Raw genomic sequence first — 15,543 nt, forward strand, 5'->3', positions numbered from 1 at the left:
GGCGGCGCCGGGGCCGGTGTTGATCATCCAGAAGGAAGATCCCTCTGAACGATCAGAGCTTCGTCCAGGCCTCCGTGAGCACCTGGCGGACGATCCCCTCGATCTCGTCGAAGGTCGACTGGTCGGAGATCAGCGGCGGCGAGAGCTGGATGACCGGGTCACCGCGGTCGTCGGCGCGGCAGTAGAGGCCGTACTCGAAGAGCTTCTTGGAGACGAAGCCGTAGAGCACGCGCTCCGACTCCTCGTCCGTGAAGGTCTCCTTGGTGGCCTTGTCCTTCACGAGCTCGATGCCGTAGAAGAAGCCGTTGCCGCGGACGTCGCCGACGATCGGGAGGTCGTGCAGCTTCTGGAGGGTCTGGAGGAAGTTGGCCTCGTTGTCGAGGACGTGCTGGTTGAGGCCCTCGCGCTCGAAGATGTCGAGGTTGGCGAGGCCGACCGCCGCGGAGACCGGGTGGCCGCCGAAGGTGTAGCCGTGCAGGAAGGTGTTGTCGCCCTTGTAGAACGGCTCGGCGAGGCGGTCGGAGATGATGCAGGCGCCGATCGGGGAGTAGCCCGAGGTCATGCCCTTGGCGCAGGTGATCATGTCCGGGACGTAGTCGAACTTGTCGCAGGCGAACATCGTGCCCAGGCGGCCGAAGGCGCAGATGACCTCGTCGGAGACCAGGAGTACGTCGTACTGGTCGCAGATCTCGCGCACCCGCTGGAAGTAGCCGGGCGGGGGCGGGAAGCAGCCGCCGGCGTTCTGCACCGGCTCCAGGAAGACCGCGGCGACCGTCTCCGGGCCCTCGAACAGGATCTCCTGCTCGATCTGGTCGGCGGCCCAGCGGCCGTACGCCTCCGGGTCGTCGCCGTGGATCGGGGCGCGGTAGATGTTGGTGTTCGGGACCTTGTGCGCGCCCGGGACCAGCGGCTCGAACGGGGCCTTCAGGGCCGGCAGTCCGGTGATGGACAGGGCGCCCTGCGGGGTGCCGTGGTAGGCGACCGCGCGCGAGATGACCTTGTACTTGGTGGGCTTGCCGACCAGCTTGAAGTACTGCTTGGCGAGCTTCCAGGCGGTCTCGACGGCCTCGCCGCCGCCGGTGGTGAAGAAGACCTTGTTCAGGTCGCCGGGCGCGTAGTTCGCGAGACGCTCCGCGAGTTCCACGGCCTTGGGGTGGGCGTACGACCAGATGGGGAAGAACGCCAGCTCCTGCGCCTGCTTGGCGGCGGTCTCGGCCAGCTCGGCGCGGCCGTGACCGGCCTGGACCACGAACAGACCCGCGAGACCGTCGAGGTAGCGCTTGCCCTTGTCGTCGTAGATGTAGGTGCCCTCACCACGGACGATCGTGGGAACGGGCGCGTTCTCGTACGAGGACATGCGGGTGAAGTGCATCCACAGGTGGTCGTACGCGGTGCGGCTGAGGTCCTTGCTCACGGTTATCGGGTTCCCCACATGTAGGTCTGCTTCTTGAGCTTCAGATAAACGAAGCTCTCGGTGGAGCGCACGCCGGGCAGCGCCCGGATGCGTTTGTTGATGACGTCCAGCAGGTGGTCGTCGTCCTCGCAGACGATCTCGGCGAGGAGGTCGTACGAGCCCGCGGTCATCACCACGTACTCCACTTCCTGCATGGCCGTCAGCGCGTCCGCCACGTTCTCGGCGTCGCCCTCGACGTTGACACCGACCATCGCCTGTCTGCGGAAGCCCACGGTGAGCGGGTCCGTGACGGCGACGATCTGCATGACGCCCTGGTCGAGCAGCTTCTGGACGCGCTGGCGCACGGCCGCCTCGGAGAGGCCGACGGCCTTGCCGATCGCGGCGTACGGCCGGCGGCCGTCCTCCTGGAGCTGTTCGATGATGGCGAGGGAGACGGAATCCAGGTGAGGAGTCCCGTTCCTGGACTCGCGGGAGTCCCTAGGTTCTGCGCTGCGACTGGCCACGGCTTCACTGTGCACGACGTCTCGACCGTTCCGCAAGGCCGCTTCGATGAAATTCGTTGTTTACGTGGTCGAGACTTGCGGATTTCGTAGCCTTGGCGCGATCGGGGGTGTTGAAAACGTGGGCCGGGCGATTAGGGTGGGTGTCTCAGTGATTGGACACCTGAACTTGGAGGGCCGGCAGTGAGCACCGAACTGCGTCGTCTGCGCAATTACATCGACGGTGAGTTCCGGGACGCCGCCGACGGACGGACCACCGAGGTGGTCAACCCCGTGACGGGCGAGGCGTACGCGACCGCGCCGCTGTCGGGGGCGGCGGACGTGGACGCCGCGATGGCGGCCGCCGCGGCGGCCTTCCCGGCCTGGCGGGACGAGACCCCGGCCAAGCGGCAGAAGTTCCTGCTGGACATCGCCACCGCGTTCGAGGAGCGCGCGGAGGAGCTGATCGCGGCCGAGGTGGAGAACACCGGCAAGCCGATCGGGCTCACCCGCTCCGAGGAAATCCCGCCGATGGTCGACCAGATCCGCTTCTTCGCGGGCGCGGCCCGGATGCTCGAAGGCCGCTCCGCCGGCGAGTACATGGAGGGCATGACTTCCATCATCCGGCGCGAGCCGATCGGCGTCTGCGCGCAGGTCGCGCCCTGGAACTACCCGATGATGATGGCCGTCTGGAAGTTCGCCCCGGCGCTGGCCGCGGGCAACACGGTCGTCCTCAAGCCCTCGGACACCACTCCCGCCTCCACCGTCCTGATCGCCGAGATCATCGGCTCGATCGTGCCCAAGGGCGTCTTCAACGTCGTGTGCGGCGACCGCGACACCGGCCGCCTGATGGTCGAGCACCACACGCCGGCGATGGCTTCCATCACCGGTTCGGTCCGGGCCGGCATGTCCGTCGCCGAGTCCGCTTCCAAGGACCTCAAGCGGGTCCACCTGGAGCTGGGCGGCAAGGCCCCCGTCGTCGTCTTCGAGGACACCGACATCGCCAAGGCCGTCGAGGACATCTCGGTCGCGGGCTTCTTCAACGCGGGCCAGGACTGTACGGCGGCCACGCGGGTGCTCGTACAGGAGGGCATCCACGACGAGTTCGTGGCGGCGCTCGCGAAGGCGGCGGCCGAGACGAAGACCGGCCAGCCGGACGACGAGGACGTGCTGTACGGCCCGCTCAACAACGCCAACCAGCTCAAGCAGGTGACCGGCTTCATCGAGCGGCTGCCCGCGCACGCGAAGGTGGAGTCGGGCGGCCACCGGGTCGGTGAGGTCGGCTACTTCTACGCCCCGACCGTCGTCTCGGGTCTGAAGCAGGACGACGAGATCATCCAGAACGAGGTCTTCGGGCCGGTCATCACCGTCCAGTCCTTCACGGACGAGGCCCAGGCCATCGAGTGGGCCAACGGCGTCGACTACGCGCTCGCCTCCTCGGTGTGGACGAAGGACCACGGTCGCGCGATGCGGCTGTCGAAGTCCCTGGACTTCGGCTGCGTGTGGATCAACACCCACATCCCGCTGGTCGCGGAGATGCCGCACGGCGGCTTCAAGAAGTCGGGCTACGGCAAGGACCTGTCGGGCTACGGCTTCGAGGACTACACGAGGATCAAGCACGTGATGACGTCGCTGGACGGCTGAGCATGCGCTGACCCGCAGGAACAACTGCGCGGCCCCGGACGGGAGTTGACCGTCCGGGGCCGCGCTTTTTCGCGCGTCCCGTGTGAACGGGCGGTTACTTCACAGGCAACCGATCGACAAGGTGTCGGGTCCCTGGGGAGCCGCTCGACGCAGCGTCCATTGATCGGGCACGGGTCGGCGGGTCATGCTGCGCGGGTGCCCAAGACTCCGAAGCCGTACCCGCCCTCCCGTCGCTCCCTGCTGCGCGCGCTCGGCGGAACAGCCGCGCTCGGCGCGCTCGCCGGGTGCGGTGTGCCCGCCGCGTATGTGAAGGCGAGCGACCGCGCCGGCGCCGATCTGTCCGCCACGGACAAGCGGCTGACCTGGGCGAACTGGCCGTTGTACATCGACACCGATGACGACGACGAGACGAAGCGGCCCACGCTGGACGCGTTCGAGAAGAAGACCGGGATCTCCGTCGACTACATCGAGGAGATCAACGACAACGACGAGTTCTTCGGCAAGATCAGCCCGGCGCTCATGAACCACCAGCAGACCGGCCGCGACCTGATCGTCATGAGCGACTGGATGTGCGCGCGGTTCGTCCGGCTCGGCTGGGTCCAGCGGATGGACCGGGCCGCGCAGCCCAACGTGGCGAAGTACCTTGACCCGCAGCTCAGTTCGCCCGCCTTCGACCCGGGCCGCCGGTACTCGGTGCCGTGGCAGTCGGGCATCACCGGCATCGCGTACAACCGCCGCAAGCTGGGCCGCGAGATCCGCCATGTGTCCGACCTGTGGGCGAGCGACCTGAAGGGCCGGGTCACGCTGCTCTCCGGTCTGGACGAGGCGTTCGCGCTGCTGATGCAGGGCAACGGCGTCGACATCACCAAGTGGACCGCCGCGGACTTCCACAAGGTGTGCGACCAGGTGCAGACGCAGATCAGCAGAAAGCAGATCCGCCGCTTCACCGGCAACGACTACACCAAGGATCTCGTCAGCGGCGACGTCCTGGCCTGTCAGGCCTACTCCGGCGACGTGATCCAGCTCCAGGCCGACAACCCGGACATCCGCTTCGTCGTCCCCGAGGAGGGCGCCGAACTCTGGGCTGACTCCCTGATGATCCCCGACCTGGCCCGCCACAAGACCAACGCCGAAAAGCTGATCGACTACTACTACGACCCCGAGGTCGCCGCGGAACTCGCCGCCTGGGTCAACTACGTCTGCCCCGTCCCCGCCGCCCAGGACGTCCTCGCGGCCTCCAAGGACAAGGACACCGCGGAGCTGGCCGAGAACCCGCTGATCTTCCCGGACGCGACGATGCGCAAGCACCTCGCGATCGCGCGGGACATCACGTCGACGGAGCGGGTGGAGTTCGCGAAGGAGTGGAACAAGATCGTGGGGTTGTAGGGGCGCCCTTGCTGCACTGTGACGAGGAATTTTAGTTGGCATAAAAGAGGGATAGTTGGCACCAAGATCGCTGCTGCTTCTCAGAGGTGACGGCGCATCACCTCAATGCAGGCTGCTCGGGCGGCTGTTGATCGGTCGCGGGGGTAGGCGGAGCCGAGGTTCATCCCCTCGTCGGTTCTGATGGGTGGCTGCTGCCAGGCGAGACTCATCTGTGCGCCGGCTTCCGCGCGGGCCGTGGCGACGAGGGTCGCGTACGGCCCCGCGACGGACGACGCTTCGATCTGGAGCCATGCCTGGTGGAACGCCATGCGCGCCAGCAGACTGCTGACCTCGTCCGTGAGTTGCTGCCGGACCAGGTCCGAGGACGCCGGGCGGCGTCGTATGCGGTACGGCATCTCCAGGTACTCCTCGACCGCGGTCAGGGCTTCGGCGAACGTCTTCGCCTGGTGCTCCCGTCTCACCGCCCGCTGGTTGAGCGCGTATGTGAGGAATGCGCCGAACACGGCGATGAACGGGACGATCAGCGCGGTGGTCTGGGACCAGGTCCACCCGCCGCTCGCCGCCGCTGTCGCCGCGATGACCTCCATGCACCACTCCCCGGCATGCCGTGCGGGGCGTCCTCAATCAGCCACTGGCCGTCGTGCTCACCGCCGGTGAGCCGCCAGTAGTGTTCGAGGAACAAGTGTGTGCGGACTATCTCGATGAGGTCCAGGAGTCCCTTCGAACTTGTCCACCGTCGTTCTTCCGGATCGAGCGGGTGCCAGAGGCAGAGGGCGTCGTCGTCGGTGTACCGGTGCTTCGAGGAAGCACCCGGATTGGCGTGGACGCGCGGGAAATCCTGCGGCTTCTGGCCGAAGGTCGGGTAGAGCGGGTTCTCGTAGAACCTGATGCTGATGTCGATCGGGTCGGGCTCGCCGATGACGTCAAGTCCCGTGAGTTCGTAGGTCAGTGAGCCGCGGCGGTACGTGTGCCGGAGGGCGGAGCCGAAGCACCGACGGGCGTCGCGTTCGAGCGGGGCCCACCAGACAGGCTGGACCCCGTACCAGGTCGGCATGGCTCAGATTCCCCAGGCCCGGGTGGGCGTGACGAGTCCGACGGCGAGTCCGAGACCGGTGGCGGCCGTGCCGCCCGAGCGGACCGTCGATGCCAGCCGGGCGGCTTCCTCCTGCGTGGCGTCCGCGTCCGGGACGAGCTCGGGGAGGACCTGGTGGAGGGTGTGCTGGGCGCTGAGCGGGCGTCCGGCTGCCTCGTGCTCGATCGCGAGGTCGACGTAGTCGCGCGCGGTACACAGTCGCTCGTGGACCTCGCGGCGCGTCATGTTCAGGGGGATGGGTCCGGCCACGTGGGCCGGGTCCGGTGTCGGCCCCTTGTCGATCTCGTCCGCCGCGTAGGTGAAGAAGACCTGGAGCGCGTTGATCAGCGGCATGGGCTCGTCGAAGCACCCGAGGCCGAGGGCCTTGATGTTCCAGGAGCACATGGGCTTGCTGTGCGTGCAGTTCCAGTGCTTCAGCAGCCGGACCGTGCGGGCGAACACGACCTTCGTGTCGGTGATGGCCTGGAGCACCATCTGGGTGTGCGTGATCGGGTCGGCGCGGTCCCACTGGTCCGCGATCTTCGTGTTCGGGATGTACAGCCCGCGGCCGGAGGGGTGCGGGAGCGCGGTCATGACGTCCGCGGTGAAGTCGTCCTGGCCCTGTGTGACGGGGTCGCCGAAGCGCACGAGGACCGCACGGCGACGGCCCACAACCTCGACGGTCAGCTTCCGGAACTCCGCGTCGAGGTCTTCATGGATCGCGTCACGGACGATCTCCATGAGAGGCAGGGCGCTCTTCTTGCCCGGACCGTAGGGCTCGGCGTCCTTCTTGGTGAGGACGACCCCGAGGTCGACGTCGGTGAGTGGCGTGTTGGCGTCGCCGTGCGCGACGCTGCCGTTGAAGTAGGTGGCCGATCCGGGGAAAACCCGGCGTGCGGACGCGGCCAGAAGCTGGCGGCGGCGCTTGGCCTCGTCGAGTTCCTTGTCGGTCACCTGGATCTTGCGGCGTCCTTCGTCGAGGAGCTGTGCAAGGGATTCTTTTCGAACCATCGGTACTTCTCCATCTGCCATGAGGCAATCGGTAGACCCTGCACGTGTGTCGGCTTGCCGAGACAGCGCAGGTGTCACGACCTGGGCTCGCGCCATCGATGCGCGAGCCCGGTGATGCGGGAGCGAAAGGTATTGCGTGCGGCGCGGGCGTGCTCCGCCGCGAGGTGCCGTCCGGTGACGGAGGGCGCGGCATCGCCCAGGCCGAGCAGGGCGGTGTCGTACGGGCATCGGGGGTCACACCCTGCGGTACGGCGATCGAGGGTGCCGGTGGCGAGGTGGTACAGGTGGGCCCCGGTGTCACTGACCCCGGCAGGCGCGGCCACCATGGTGATGAACTGGGCCAGTTCGGCGGCTGCCGCCGCGGTGGAGAAGACGAAGACGTTCTCCTTGCGGCGCAGAGGATGGTCGGTGGGTAGGCCCGTGATGTAGGAGGGGTCCTCCAGCAAGCCATCGCGCTCCATGGGGACGTACGCGGAGTCGTACTGGCCGAGGCATTCGAGACAGGCTCGGCCAGGGGCGGCGATGTGGGCGCGCCATTCGGCGCCTTGGAGACTGCCGCCGCGGGCGTCGACGCTGACTCCGCCGTCGACGACGGGGATGAGGTGTGCGTACGCGAGCTGGTTGAGGACGTGGCGTGGCCACGGGCGGTCGACGCAGGAGAAGAGCACGTCGCAGTCGGCGGCCACCACGAAGCCGTCCGGTTCGGTGATGCTCGCCTCCAGTGCGGTGACCTGGAATTCCGAGGCGGTGGCGGCGCGACGAGCCTCGCGCGCGGCTAGGCGGACCTTGGGTCGCTTCATGCGGGCGTCGCGTGATGTGGCGTGCAGGAGGCGGTCGAGGTTGACGGTCTCCACGGTGTCGAAGTCGAAGAGGGTGAGGCGGCCTATGCCGGTGCGCGCGAGGGCCTCGACGACCAGCATGCCGACCGAGCCGGTACCGACCACACCGACATGGAGTCGGGCCAGGGTGTTCTGGGTCTGCTGACCCCACGCGGAGAGACTGCGCTGCTGCGCGCTCGTGACGACCGGAGTCGGGAGCAGAAGGCTGTTGAAAGTGACGGCGAATTCCTCGCCGACGACGCGGACGCTCTCGGCGTGCAGCGGCCGGTAGTGCCGAGGTCCGTGCTGCTGCCAGATCCGGGCGCTGTGCCCGCCGTCGCCTCCGGCGAAGGTCATCCCGAGTAGGGGGTGGTCGGTGAGCGCGAGGGCTTGTGCCGCGAAGGAGGCTTCAGCGTCGTGGTCGACCTGGTTCAGACGCTGCCAGCCGCGCCCCTGCGGGTGGGAGTGGATCAGGCCGACACCGCAGCCACGTTCAGCGGCCAGGGCTGCCGAACGCAGGAAGTAGGCGCTGGTGAAATCGACGGTGCCGTGCACGATGTGCTCCCCTTCCAGGGGAAGCGCGACGTCCACCAGCACGGCGGTGGTACGGCGGGCACCGGTGGCCGGACGCCACAGGACGAAACAGCAGTCCTCCTGCCCGTCGGTACGCAGGAGATGCTCGCCGAGTCGTCGGGCGAGGGACGAGGGTACGGCCGCGCTGAACCGGGTGATCATGCCGCTGCTCGCTCGTCGAGTTGTGCGAACAGGGTGCGCAGGTGTCGTAGGTAGCCCGGGACACTGCGGTCGGCAGCCCAGTTGGCGGCCGGACGGCTCCAGTACTCCCACTCCGTCCCCAGCCCGGAGGGGTGGACGGCCCCATGAGGGTGTCCGAGGCGTGGGCTCACGTGCGGGCCGCTGGGCGGGGTCGTGGGGAAGTCCGCGGCGGTCTGCACTCCGATCTTGACGGTCTGCCCGGTGTACGGGCCGGCCTCGACCGTGTAGTCGAAGACGATGAAGCCGTTCTGCTGCTGGGGCGTGTAGCCGGTGGCCTGAAGGCCTGCCAGCAGCGCGGCAGGCCCCCAGAGCGGCTCGGTCGTGGTCATGAGGTCGGGGTCGGACCCGTGGACAGCGACACGAACTTCTCGTGCTCGTGCACGGTGATCGGCTCCTCGCCCCGCCCCTCGAAGGACTCCTGGTGGCGACCGGTGATCTTGACGAGGTAGTGGCTGGCGGGGCTGATCCCGGCCAGTCGCAGGATCTCGTTCGGCGTGGTGTGGCGGGGAACCCCGGAGACCGGCTCACGGTCCACGGTGATCGTGACGGTCTTGGGGGCGGCGTCTGCCATAGGCATGGCGAGACCTCCTTGTCTCCCGGCGATGCCGGGGTCAAACGGACACGGACCGCGAGGTGCTGGTCCCGTGAACAGGAGAAATGGCCGGTCGGAAGATTTGAATGCACCAAACTGGTGCATGCAAACTCTCGATCTTGTGCCGATGTTAGCATGCACCAAGCCTGTTAATGCAAATGATTCGTGAGGCGGCTGGTGGAGCTCTCCTACCTCGACGTCGAGCTGGCCCGGTCCTGCAACGACGACGCCCTGCGCGAACGCCGCTTTGGCGCGGCACTGTCCGCGGTGCTGCGACGGCGGCTGGCGGAGATCGACGCCGCGGCCCATCTGGCCGCCCTGGCGTGCCTGCCGGCGGCCAGGCTGCGCCCTTGTCCAGACGGCCGTGGCCTGTTGCTCGTGTCCCTGGGGCCGTATGCGGATCTGCACCTGCGTCCGCGCGCCGATCCCCCTCCCCGGCTCACCGACGGAAGACTCGACTACGCGGGCGTCCGAGCCGTGATCGTCACGGATGTTCAGCCCGAACCTGCTGCGTTCAGCTCCCGCCCCGCACCCCTCCATGCCCGAAGAGAGGCACCGTGATGACCCCCGGCGCTGACCCGACCGCGTATGCGCCCCAGACCGTCCCTTCCCCTGGGGAGACCCTGAAGGAGACCCTGGAGGTCCTGGGGATCCCGCAAGCCGACCTCGCTCGCCGAACTGGACTGTCCACCAAGCACATCAACCAGGTCATTCAGGGCACCGCAGCGCTCAGCCCCGACACCGCCCTGTTGCTGGAGCGCGCCACTGGAGTGCCCGCTGGGCTATGGAGTGCGCGGGAGGCTGCCTGGCGTACGCAGCTCGCCCGCGAGGAGGAGGAGAGGGCTCTGAGCGAACATCTCGGCTGGCTCGACCACTTCCCTCTACGTGAGTTGGTCAGCCGCGACATCCTGCCGGACGGGTCCAAGAACGTGAGGAACCTTCGGCGGCTGCTCGATTTCTTCGGTGTGGCCACCCCCGAAGTCGCCCACAACGTGTGGCGTGGCTACCAGGCCGCGTTCCGTCGCTCCTCTGTACTCAGCCCGAACGAATACGCGACTGCGACCTGGCTGCGGCTGGCCGAACGTGAAGCGCGCAAAAAGCACTGCGAGCCGTACGACCGAGCGGCGCTCACCGATCTTCTGCCCCGCCTGCGTGAATTGACGTTGCAGGATCAGAACGTCTGGTCGGAGGAACTGCCGCGTCTCTGTGCCCAGGTGGGAGTTGCGTTGGTGTTCGTCCCGGCGCTGACCAAAACCAACGTCTCCGGAGCCACACGCTGGCTGACGTCCGACAAGGTCATGGTGGCCCTGAGCGACCGGTTCAAAACGGACGATCAGTTCTGGTTCAGTCTCTTCCATGAGCTCGCGCATGTCCTGCTGCACGGCAAGCGGCTGACCTTCATGGACGATCGTGACAACCTCTCGCCTGACAAACGTCACGAAGACACCAGCGAAGACGAGGCAAACGCGTTCGCAGCCAGCGTCCTCCTGCCGCCTGAGTACGCCACGGCATATCGAAGGCTGGCTGCCACCCGCTACCTCTCACTCGCAGACATCCAAGCCTTCGCCCGTTCTGCCGGTATCGCGTCCGGGATCGTCGTCGGACGGCTCCAGCACGACCGGGTCTATGACTGGGGTAAAGGCAACGGTCTCAAGCGCAAGGTCACGCTCGGCTGACAGAGGTCACCGAGATGTCATTCCCTTAAGTCGGGGACATGGCGGTGAGTCAGCAACGTCCATTGCACGTCTCCCGTTTCCGGAGTAGTTGCCCACGTAGCCAGGACTCTCTTGGTCACCAATTGTTCGAGCAGCAGAGGAAGTATCACGACGGGAGATCCGAACTCCCGCGCCATCAGGTCTGCTTCCGCGAACCCGTGGTCATTTCCGCGGGCCGTACGGGCCACCAGAGATAGAGCAGCAAGCTGCTGGAGGGGCGTGGCATCGGTGCGGACGCGTGACGCGGTGCGCAGAGCCCAGTCGGCGGCCTGGAGCCGGTCGGGGCGGGCTGGGTGTTGTGCGAGCAAGCCCGCGTCGAGAAGTTGAACCGTCACTGCTCGATCGGAGGAAAGGGTGGTCCGCAGCCAGCGTGCCCGGCTGAGTTCCTCCCAGGAGGGCGCGGTCGGCCTGAGGCGGAGACTGCGCAACACCCCGAGGGGAATCCTGGCCTGAGCAGCGTCGTTCAGACGCAACGCGCATTGAAGGGCGATAAGCCGGGCGGCAGCTCCCGTCTCGGCCGGGAGAGCCGCCGCAAGGTAGTTCAGCATCTCGTGTACGCGGGTTCGGCTGTCGGGCCCTTTGGGGTGGCGCCGCTTTCGGGTGGAACCTGAGCGTCCGCAGGGCGATGCCCTGGTGGCCAGGATTGTCTCGGGAACGACGGCGGCGTGAGACGTAGCCGCAGCGCACGCTGTACACGCGTCGGTGAGGCGCCAAATGCGGCCGCCGCGCTCGCGTGTGAGCAAGAGCCTGATGGGGCCGTTACAGCCCCGATGGCGAGGATGCCAACTGCAGCCGCGTTCATGGCATTGACACGTCCGAAGGTGAGGCAGGACGCGATCGCAACGGGCGTGCGATGCCAGATGGGCCAGGAGCTCGGTTCGTGCCGAGGGGCCGTTGAGCGGTCGGCCGTTATGGGTGCAGTGCTGGCATACGAGGACCGGGCCGCCAGGCTTCGGACACAGTTCCACCGTCCAGGTGCGTCGCACTCCAGGGTGAGCGAAGAGGAGCCTCATGGCGCGTGCGTTCCTCCTGTCGTTTCCGCGCCGGCCCCCGTCGGGCTGGGATCGGGCGCCCACGGTAGTGCAGACCTCTGCCCTCTGTTGAGCTGCTGACTAGCAGAAATAGGGCAGAGGTCTGCACTGACAGGGCAGGTGTCTGCACCGTCGGATGGTCAGGTGACGATCTTCCCGCCCGACCCGGACTTCGGCGCTCTGCGTCTGGAGCTCGCTCGGCTGCGTGCGGCGCGGAGATGGACGTACGACGAGCTGGCCGCCCGGAGCGGCCTGGCCAGAAGGACCCTCATCGAGATCGAGCAGGGTCGGACGATCGGCACCCTCAAGACTTGGCACGCTCTCGCTCACGCGCTCGGTACGCCGCTCGACGAACTCTTCAGTTCCCTCTGTCGCGGGCACGAACCGCCTGAGCGGACGGGCGGCTGACGGACCGTCGGGGCCTGTTCGGCAATCACTCGATCGGGCAGGTCGATGTGAACACGTGATCGGCGCATCGAATGTGTGTCGCCAAGATTGGGGCCATTTGGTGGACTCCACCGGCCCGAGCGTCGCCCGTCCGGCGTGCTGCCTGGCAGCTTCACACACATGCGCCCCTCACCCACACGCCGACGCTGGGACAACAGCCCCGTCGTGGCCCATCAACGACGCTCCTTGCGTGTCGATCCCGACAGCCCGACCCGGCTTCTGCGCTGTGCCCAGCGCGACCGATGCCGTGAGTGCGGCAACCTTGTCGAGTGGTACCACCGAGCTTGTGACCGCCCCGTCCGCCTACATCCACGGGAGTTGCCGGCGGTCGAGGTTCCGGCCGGCTGCCGCTGGCACGTCAGCTCCGGTCTCGCGTATCCCGCCGGGGATGGCAGCGTATGGTGCCGACTGGCCCACGCCGCCGTCTGCCCCGCCCGCGATGCCACCTCCGTCATCGCTCCCGCGCTGACAGGGCTACGGCGGGCGTTGGCGGTGAACACGCGTCGCCTGACGGACACCGGCGCCTTCATCCCGGCCGCAGGCGCGGACCTTCCGGAGGAGCAACGGGACGTCTGTCGACCCGCCAGACCCGTCGTCCAGATCCTGTACATCCGCTACCTCGCCGCGCGCCCTGTGGGCGAGATCCAGTGCGTTGCCCAGACGCGGCATCGTGACCGCTGCACTCGCATCTTGCTCACTCCAGACGGCTCCACCGGTATCTGGACCTTGGTTCCAGCAACAGCCGAGCGAGGCCAACTGGCCCTTCCTGCTGAGGTGATGGCTCTGTACGACCTCTCCTCCCTGCCGTACGCAGAGCAGTTGCGGTGGCGCACCCAGCGCTGCCCTCAGCACGCTGCCGCCCCGACGGCGGCAGACCTGGTACGTGCCGAATGGGAGCCCTTCGATCCACTTCTTCACCATGACTGCGTGAGTCGTAGGCTCCCCATCCACGGACGCCGACCGCGCCCGGGCGGCGACGCGCGGAAGACAGCCCGGCGATGACGCGGCAGCACGCTATCGAGATCATCCTGACCAGGCCAGTCACCCGCGGAGAGCTTCAGCGGGCCTGTCGGGCGGTGTCGCTCGCCGCGAATGCCGACCACACCCGGCTGATGACCGTGCGCCGCGGCAAGTCGCCTGGCCAGGCACTGCGGTCACTTCGGCGGGAACTCGATCGGCTACTTCCCATCGACGTGCTCACAACTCACTACACCGACGGGTCCGGCCAGGTTTTGTTGAACGTCGTCCTGCCTCGTGCCACACGCTCGTCGGTTCTCCAGGCCGCGGCAGCCGGGAAGCAGAAACCCGGAGTCTTCCTGGGCCGGGCCGTCGTAGCGGCCCTTGAACGGAACGAGCGGGACCGCACTCGACGACTGGCCGCGCAGGTCAAGAGTCTTCTTGCCCACCACACCCCTGAAGACGTACTGAGCTGTGCGGCCCACCTCCTGCTGCACAGCCGTCAGCGGGCGTCCTCTCATTCATACGACGCGGACAGCTCCCACACGACCCCGTAACCCACTCCTCCACGGAGCCCCTGTTGCACCCTCCCACTGACGAACAGGCCCAGGCTGTCGACGCCTTCCGCGACGGACAGCACCTGGTTCTCCAAGCTGGCGCCGGCACCGGCAAAACCAGCACCCTGTGCCTGCTTGCCGCGAGCACCGGTCGCCGTGGCCGCTACCTGGCCTTCAACAAGGACATTGCCAACGATGCCGCAGGCCGATTCCCGCGTGCCGTGCTGTGCAAGACCGCGCATGCGACCGCCTACGCAGCCATTGGCCACCGTTTCGCCCGCCGCCTCAGCAGCCCTCGCCAACCTGCATGGCGGATTGGACAGGCCCTCGGTATCAGGACACCCGTCCGCATCGGTGACCACGAGGTCAGCCACAGGGCGCTGTCCCACGCCGCGTTGCGTACAGTGGCCCGCTTCTGTCAGTCCGCCGACCAGGCTCTGGCACCCCATCACGTACCCGCGCTGCGCAGGCTCGGAACACCAGCCGAGCACGCCCAACTCGCCGAAGCGGTCATGCCGTTCGCCCGGAAGGTCTGGACAGATCTGCAGAATCACGAGGAAGGGGTCGTCCGCTTCGAGCACGACCACTACCTGAAGCTCTGGGCCCTGACCGAACCCAAGATCGAGACCGACTTCCTCCTCCTCGACGAAGCCCAGGACACCAACCCCGTCCTGGAACAGGTATTCGCCGCTCAACGCGGCCACGCACAGCTCGTGATGGTCGGGGATTCCGCACAGGCCATCTACGGGTGGCGTGGTGCCCGAGACGTGATGACAGGCTTCGACGCCACCCATCTCACCCTGACCCGTTCTTTCCGCTTCGGCCCTCTCCTCGCCGAACAGGCCAATCGGTGGCTTGCCTTCACCGACGCACCGATCCGGCTGACCGGCACCGACACAATTCCCACCAAAGTCAGCCCGGTCATCTCTCCGGACGCAGTCCTGTGCCGCACCAACATCGGCGCCATGACCGAAGTCGTGAGGCAACTGGAAGCCGGCCGACGGGTGGCTCTGACACGAGGCGGACAGACACTCGTCGCACTGTCTCTCGCCGCCCGGGACCTCAAGGACGGCCGTCGCACCTCCCACCCGGAACTCGTTCTGTTCGCCTCCTGGGGCGAGTTGCAGGAGTACGCGGATTACGACCCCGCTGGCCGGGACCTTCAGCCGTTCGTAGAACTCGTCGATACCCATGGCCCCGAAGCCATCATCGCCGCCGTCGACGCACTCACCGACGAAAACAACGCTGAGGTCACGGTCTCCACAGCCCACAAAGCAAAGGGCCGGGAATGGCCCAAAGTCAGAATCGCCGACGATTTTCCCCCGCCGCCAGACAGCGACCAACAGGACGACAGCGGCCGCGCGATCCCGGAACCCGTGAGCGCTACGGACGCACGGCTCGCCTATGTCGCAGTCACTCGCGCCCGCCACCAACTGGACCTTGGAGGACTCACGTGGATCGAGAATCAACCGGCTGTAGTCGACAGCGTATGAAGATCCAAACCGAGGCACATGGCTGGCAGCAACTAGCCAGTTCTTCATCTTGGACAGCGGCTGGGGCGAGCAAACACCTATCTGCGAACAGTCGGCGTACAACCTGAATCGTCTGCAGGTAGGGCTCTGATCTGGTCTTATGAGCCGGTCTGA

General features: G+C 67.1%; 15 protein-coding genes. 8 read left to right on the forward strand and 7 right to left on the reverse strand.

Translation table 11 applies throughout. From position 1 onward, the window contains the following. Nucleotides 1-52: 52 nt before the first annotated feature. Together OG223_RS37380 and OG223_RS37385 are read right to left on the reverse strand one after the other, a co-directional pair. The gene (locus tag OG223_RS37380; RefSeq protein ID WP_329258433.1) at nt 53-1,432 is read right to left on the reverse strand and encodes an aspartate aminotransferase family protein; all 1,380 of its coding nucleotides are present in this window, start codon (nt 1,430-1,432) and stop codon (nt 53-55) included. After that, a complete protein-coding gene (locus OG223_RS37385) occupies nt 1,417-1,932 on the reverse strand; it encodes an Lrp/AsnC family transcriptional regulator (RefSeq protein ID WP_329258436.1) in 516 nt (171 codons plus the stop codon). Before OG223_RS37385 ends, OG223_RS37380 begins: the two co-directional genes overlap by 16 nt. Nucleotides 1,933-2,097: 165 nt before the next feature. Here OG223_RS37385 and OG223_RS37390 point away from each other — a divergent pair, with 165 nt between their 5' ends. Next, complete coding sequence (locus tag OG223_RS37390; RefSeq protein ID WP_329258439.1) at nt 2,098-3,537, forward strand: gamma-aminobutyraldehyde dehydrogenase; 1,440 nt, start codon at nt 2,098-2,100, stop codon at nt 3,535-3,537. Nucleotides 3,538-3,732: 195 nt separating this feature from the next. Continuing rightward, nucleotides 3,733-4,923 carry an extracellular solute-binding protein gene (locus tag OG223_RS37395; protein ID WP_329258441.1) on the forward strand — a complete coding sequence of 397 codons (1,191 nt, stop codon included), beginning with the start codon at nt 3,733-3,735 and terminating at the stop codon, nt 4,921-4,923. 80 nt (nt 4,924-5,003) lie between these two features. Here OG223_RS37395 and OG223_RS37400 read toward each other — a convergent pair whose 3' ends face one another. Continuing rightward, nucleotides 5,004-5,510 (reverse strand): hypothetical protein, encoded by a 507-nt coding sequence (locus OG223_RS37400; RefSeq protein ID WP_329258444.1) that lies wholly within the window; start codon nt 5,508-5,510, stop codon nt 5,004-5,006. Nucleotides 5,511-5,563: 53 nt separating this feature from the next. On the opposite strand from OG223_RS37400, the gene OG223_RS37405 reads away from it, so the two are divergent. After that, nucleotides 5,564-5,875 (forward strand): hypothetical protein, encoded by a 312-nt coding sequence (locus OG223_RS37405; RefSeq protein WP_329258447.1) that lies wholly within the window; start codon nt 5,564-5,566, stop codon nt 5,873-5,875. A 105-nt stretch (nt 5,876-5,980) separates the two neighbouring features. On the opposite strand, the gene OG223_RS37410 is transcribed toward OG223_RS37405, so the two are convergent. The 4 genes from OG223_RS37410 to OG223_RS37425 form a co-directional block, all read right to left on the reverse strand. After that, a complete protein-coding gene (locus OG223_RS37410; RefSeq protein ID WP_329258450.1) occupies nt 5,981-7,006 on the reverse strand; it encodes a hypothetical protein in 1,026 nt (341 codons plus the stop codon). 74 nt (nt 7,007-7,080) lie between these two features. After that, a complete protein-coding gene (locus OG223_RS37415) occupies nt 7,081-8,559 on the reverse strand; it encodes a ThiF family adenylyltransferase (RefSeq protein ID WP_329258453.1) in 1,479 nt (492 codons plus the stop codon). Continuing rightward, on the reverse strand, nt 8,556-8,927 hold the full coding sequence (locus tag OG223_RS37420; protein ID WP_329258465.1) for a hypothetical protein: 372 nt from the start codon (nt 8,925-8,927) through the stop codon (nt 8,556-8,558). The genes OG223_RS37415 and OG223_RS37420 overlap by 4 nt, the downstream gene beginning before the upstream one ends. Further along, nucleotides 8,924-9,175 (reverse strand): hypothetical protein, encoded by a 252-nt coding sequence (locus OG223_RS37425; RefSeq protein ID WP_329258468.1) that lies wholly within the window; start codon nt 9,173-9,175, stop codon nt 8,924-8,926. Before OG223_RS37425 ends, OG223_RS37420 begins: the two co-directional genes overlap by 4 nt. 180 nt (nt 9,176-9,355) lie before the next feature. Between OG223_RS37425 and OG223_RS37430 the strand changes: the two genes are divergently transcribed. The 5 genes from OG223_RS37430 to OG223_RS37450 all read left to right on the forward strand — a co-directional run bounded on the left by OG223_RS37430 (nt 9,356) and on the right by OG223_RS37450 (nt 15,390). Then, nucleotides 9,356-9,751, forward strand: a complete 396-nt coding sequence (locus OG223_RS37430; RefSeq protein ID WP_329258471.1) for a hypothetical protein — start codon at nt 9,356-9,358, stop codon at nt 9,749-9,751. Then, nucleotides 9,751-10,866 (forward strand): ImmA/IrrE family metallo-endopeptidase, encoded by a 1,116-nt coding sequence (locus OG223_RS37435; RefSeq protein WP_329265679.1) that lies wholly within the window; start codon nt 9,751-9,753, stop codon nt 10,864-10,866. Before OG223_RS37430 ends, OG223_RS37435 begins: the two co-directional genes overlap by 1 nt. 1,214 nt (nt 10,867-12,080) lie before the next feature. Continuing rightward, nucleotides 12,081-12,344, forward strand: coding sequence for a helix-turn-helix transcriptional regulator (locus OG223_RS37440; RefSeq protein WP_329258474.1), 264 nt, complete (start codon nt 12,081-12,083; stop codon nt 12,342-12,344). Between the two features lie 159 nt (nt 12,345-12,503). Continuing rightward, nucleotides 12,504-13,385: a DUF6083 domain-containing protein gene (locus tag OG223_RS37445; protein ID WP_329258477.1), complete on the forward strand. Its 882-nt coding sequence runs from the start codon at nt 12,504-12,506 to the stop codon at nt 13,383-13,385. 535 nt (nt 13,386-13,920) lie between these two features. Further along, nucleotides 13,921-15,390 (forward strand): UvrD-helicase domain-containing protein, encoded by a 1,470-nt coding sequence (locus OG223_RS37450; protein ID WP_329258480.1) that lies wholly within the window; start codon nt 13,921-13,923, stop codon nt 15,388-15,390. Nucleotides 15,391-15,543 lie beyond the last annotated feature (153 nt).

The sequence above is a fragment of the Streptomyces sp. NBC_01478 genome (assembly GCF_036227225.1).
In the GTDB taxonomy this organism is placed as follows: domain Bacteria; phylum Actinomycetota; class Actinomycetes; order Streptomycetales; family Streptomycetaceae; genus Streptomyces.

What these genes read in the sequence shown, in the direction of transcription:
- OG223_RS37435 (WP_329265679.1), top strand. Translation starts at nt 9,751, where the DNA reads ATGACCCCCGGCGCTGACCCGACCGCGTATGCGCCCCAGACCGTCCCT.
- OG223_RS37425 (WP_329258468.1), bottom strand. Translation starts at nt 9,175, where the DNA reads ATGCCTATGGCAGACGCCGCCCCCAAGACCGTCACGATCACCGTGGAC.
- OG223_RS37415 (WP_329258453.1), bottom strand. Translation starts at nt 8,559, where the DNA reads ATGATCACCCGGTTCAGCGCGGCCGTACCCTCGTCCCTCGCCCGACGA.
- OG223_RS37400 (WP_329258444.1), bottom strand. Translation starts at nt 5,510, where the DNA reads ATGGAGGTCATCGCGGCGACAGCGGCGGCGAGCGGCGGGTGGACCTGG.
- OG223_RS37420 (WP_329258465.1), bottom strand. Translation starts at nt 8,927, where the DNA reads ATGACCACGACCGAGCCGCTCTGGGGGCCTGCCGCGCTGCTGGCAGGC.
- OG223_RS37410 (WP_329258450.1), bottom strand. Translation starts at nt 7,006, where the DNA reads ATGGTTCGAAAAGAATCCCTTGCACAGCTCCTCGACGAAGGACGCCGC.
- OG223_RS37445 (WP_329258477.1), top strand. Translation starts at nt 12,504, where the DNA reads ATGCGCCCCTCACCCACACGCCGACGCTGGGACAACAGCCCCGTCGTG.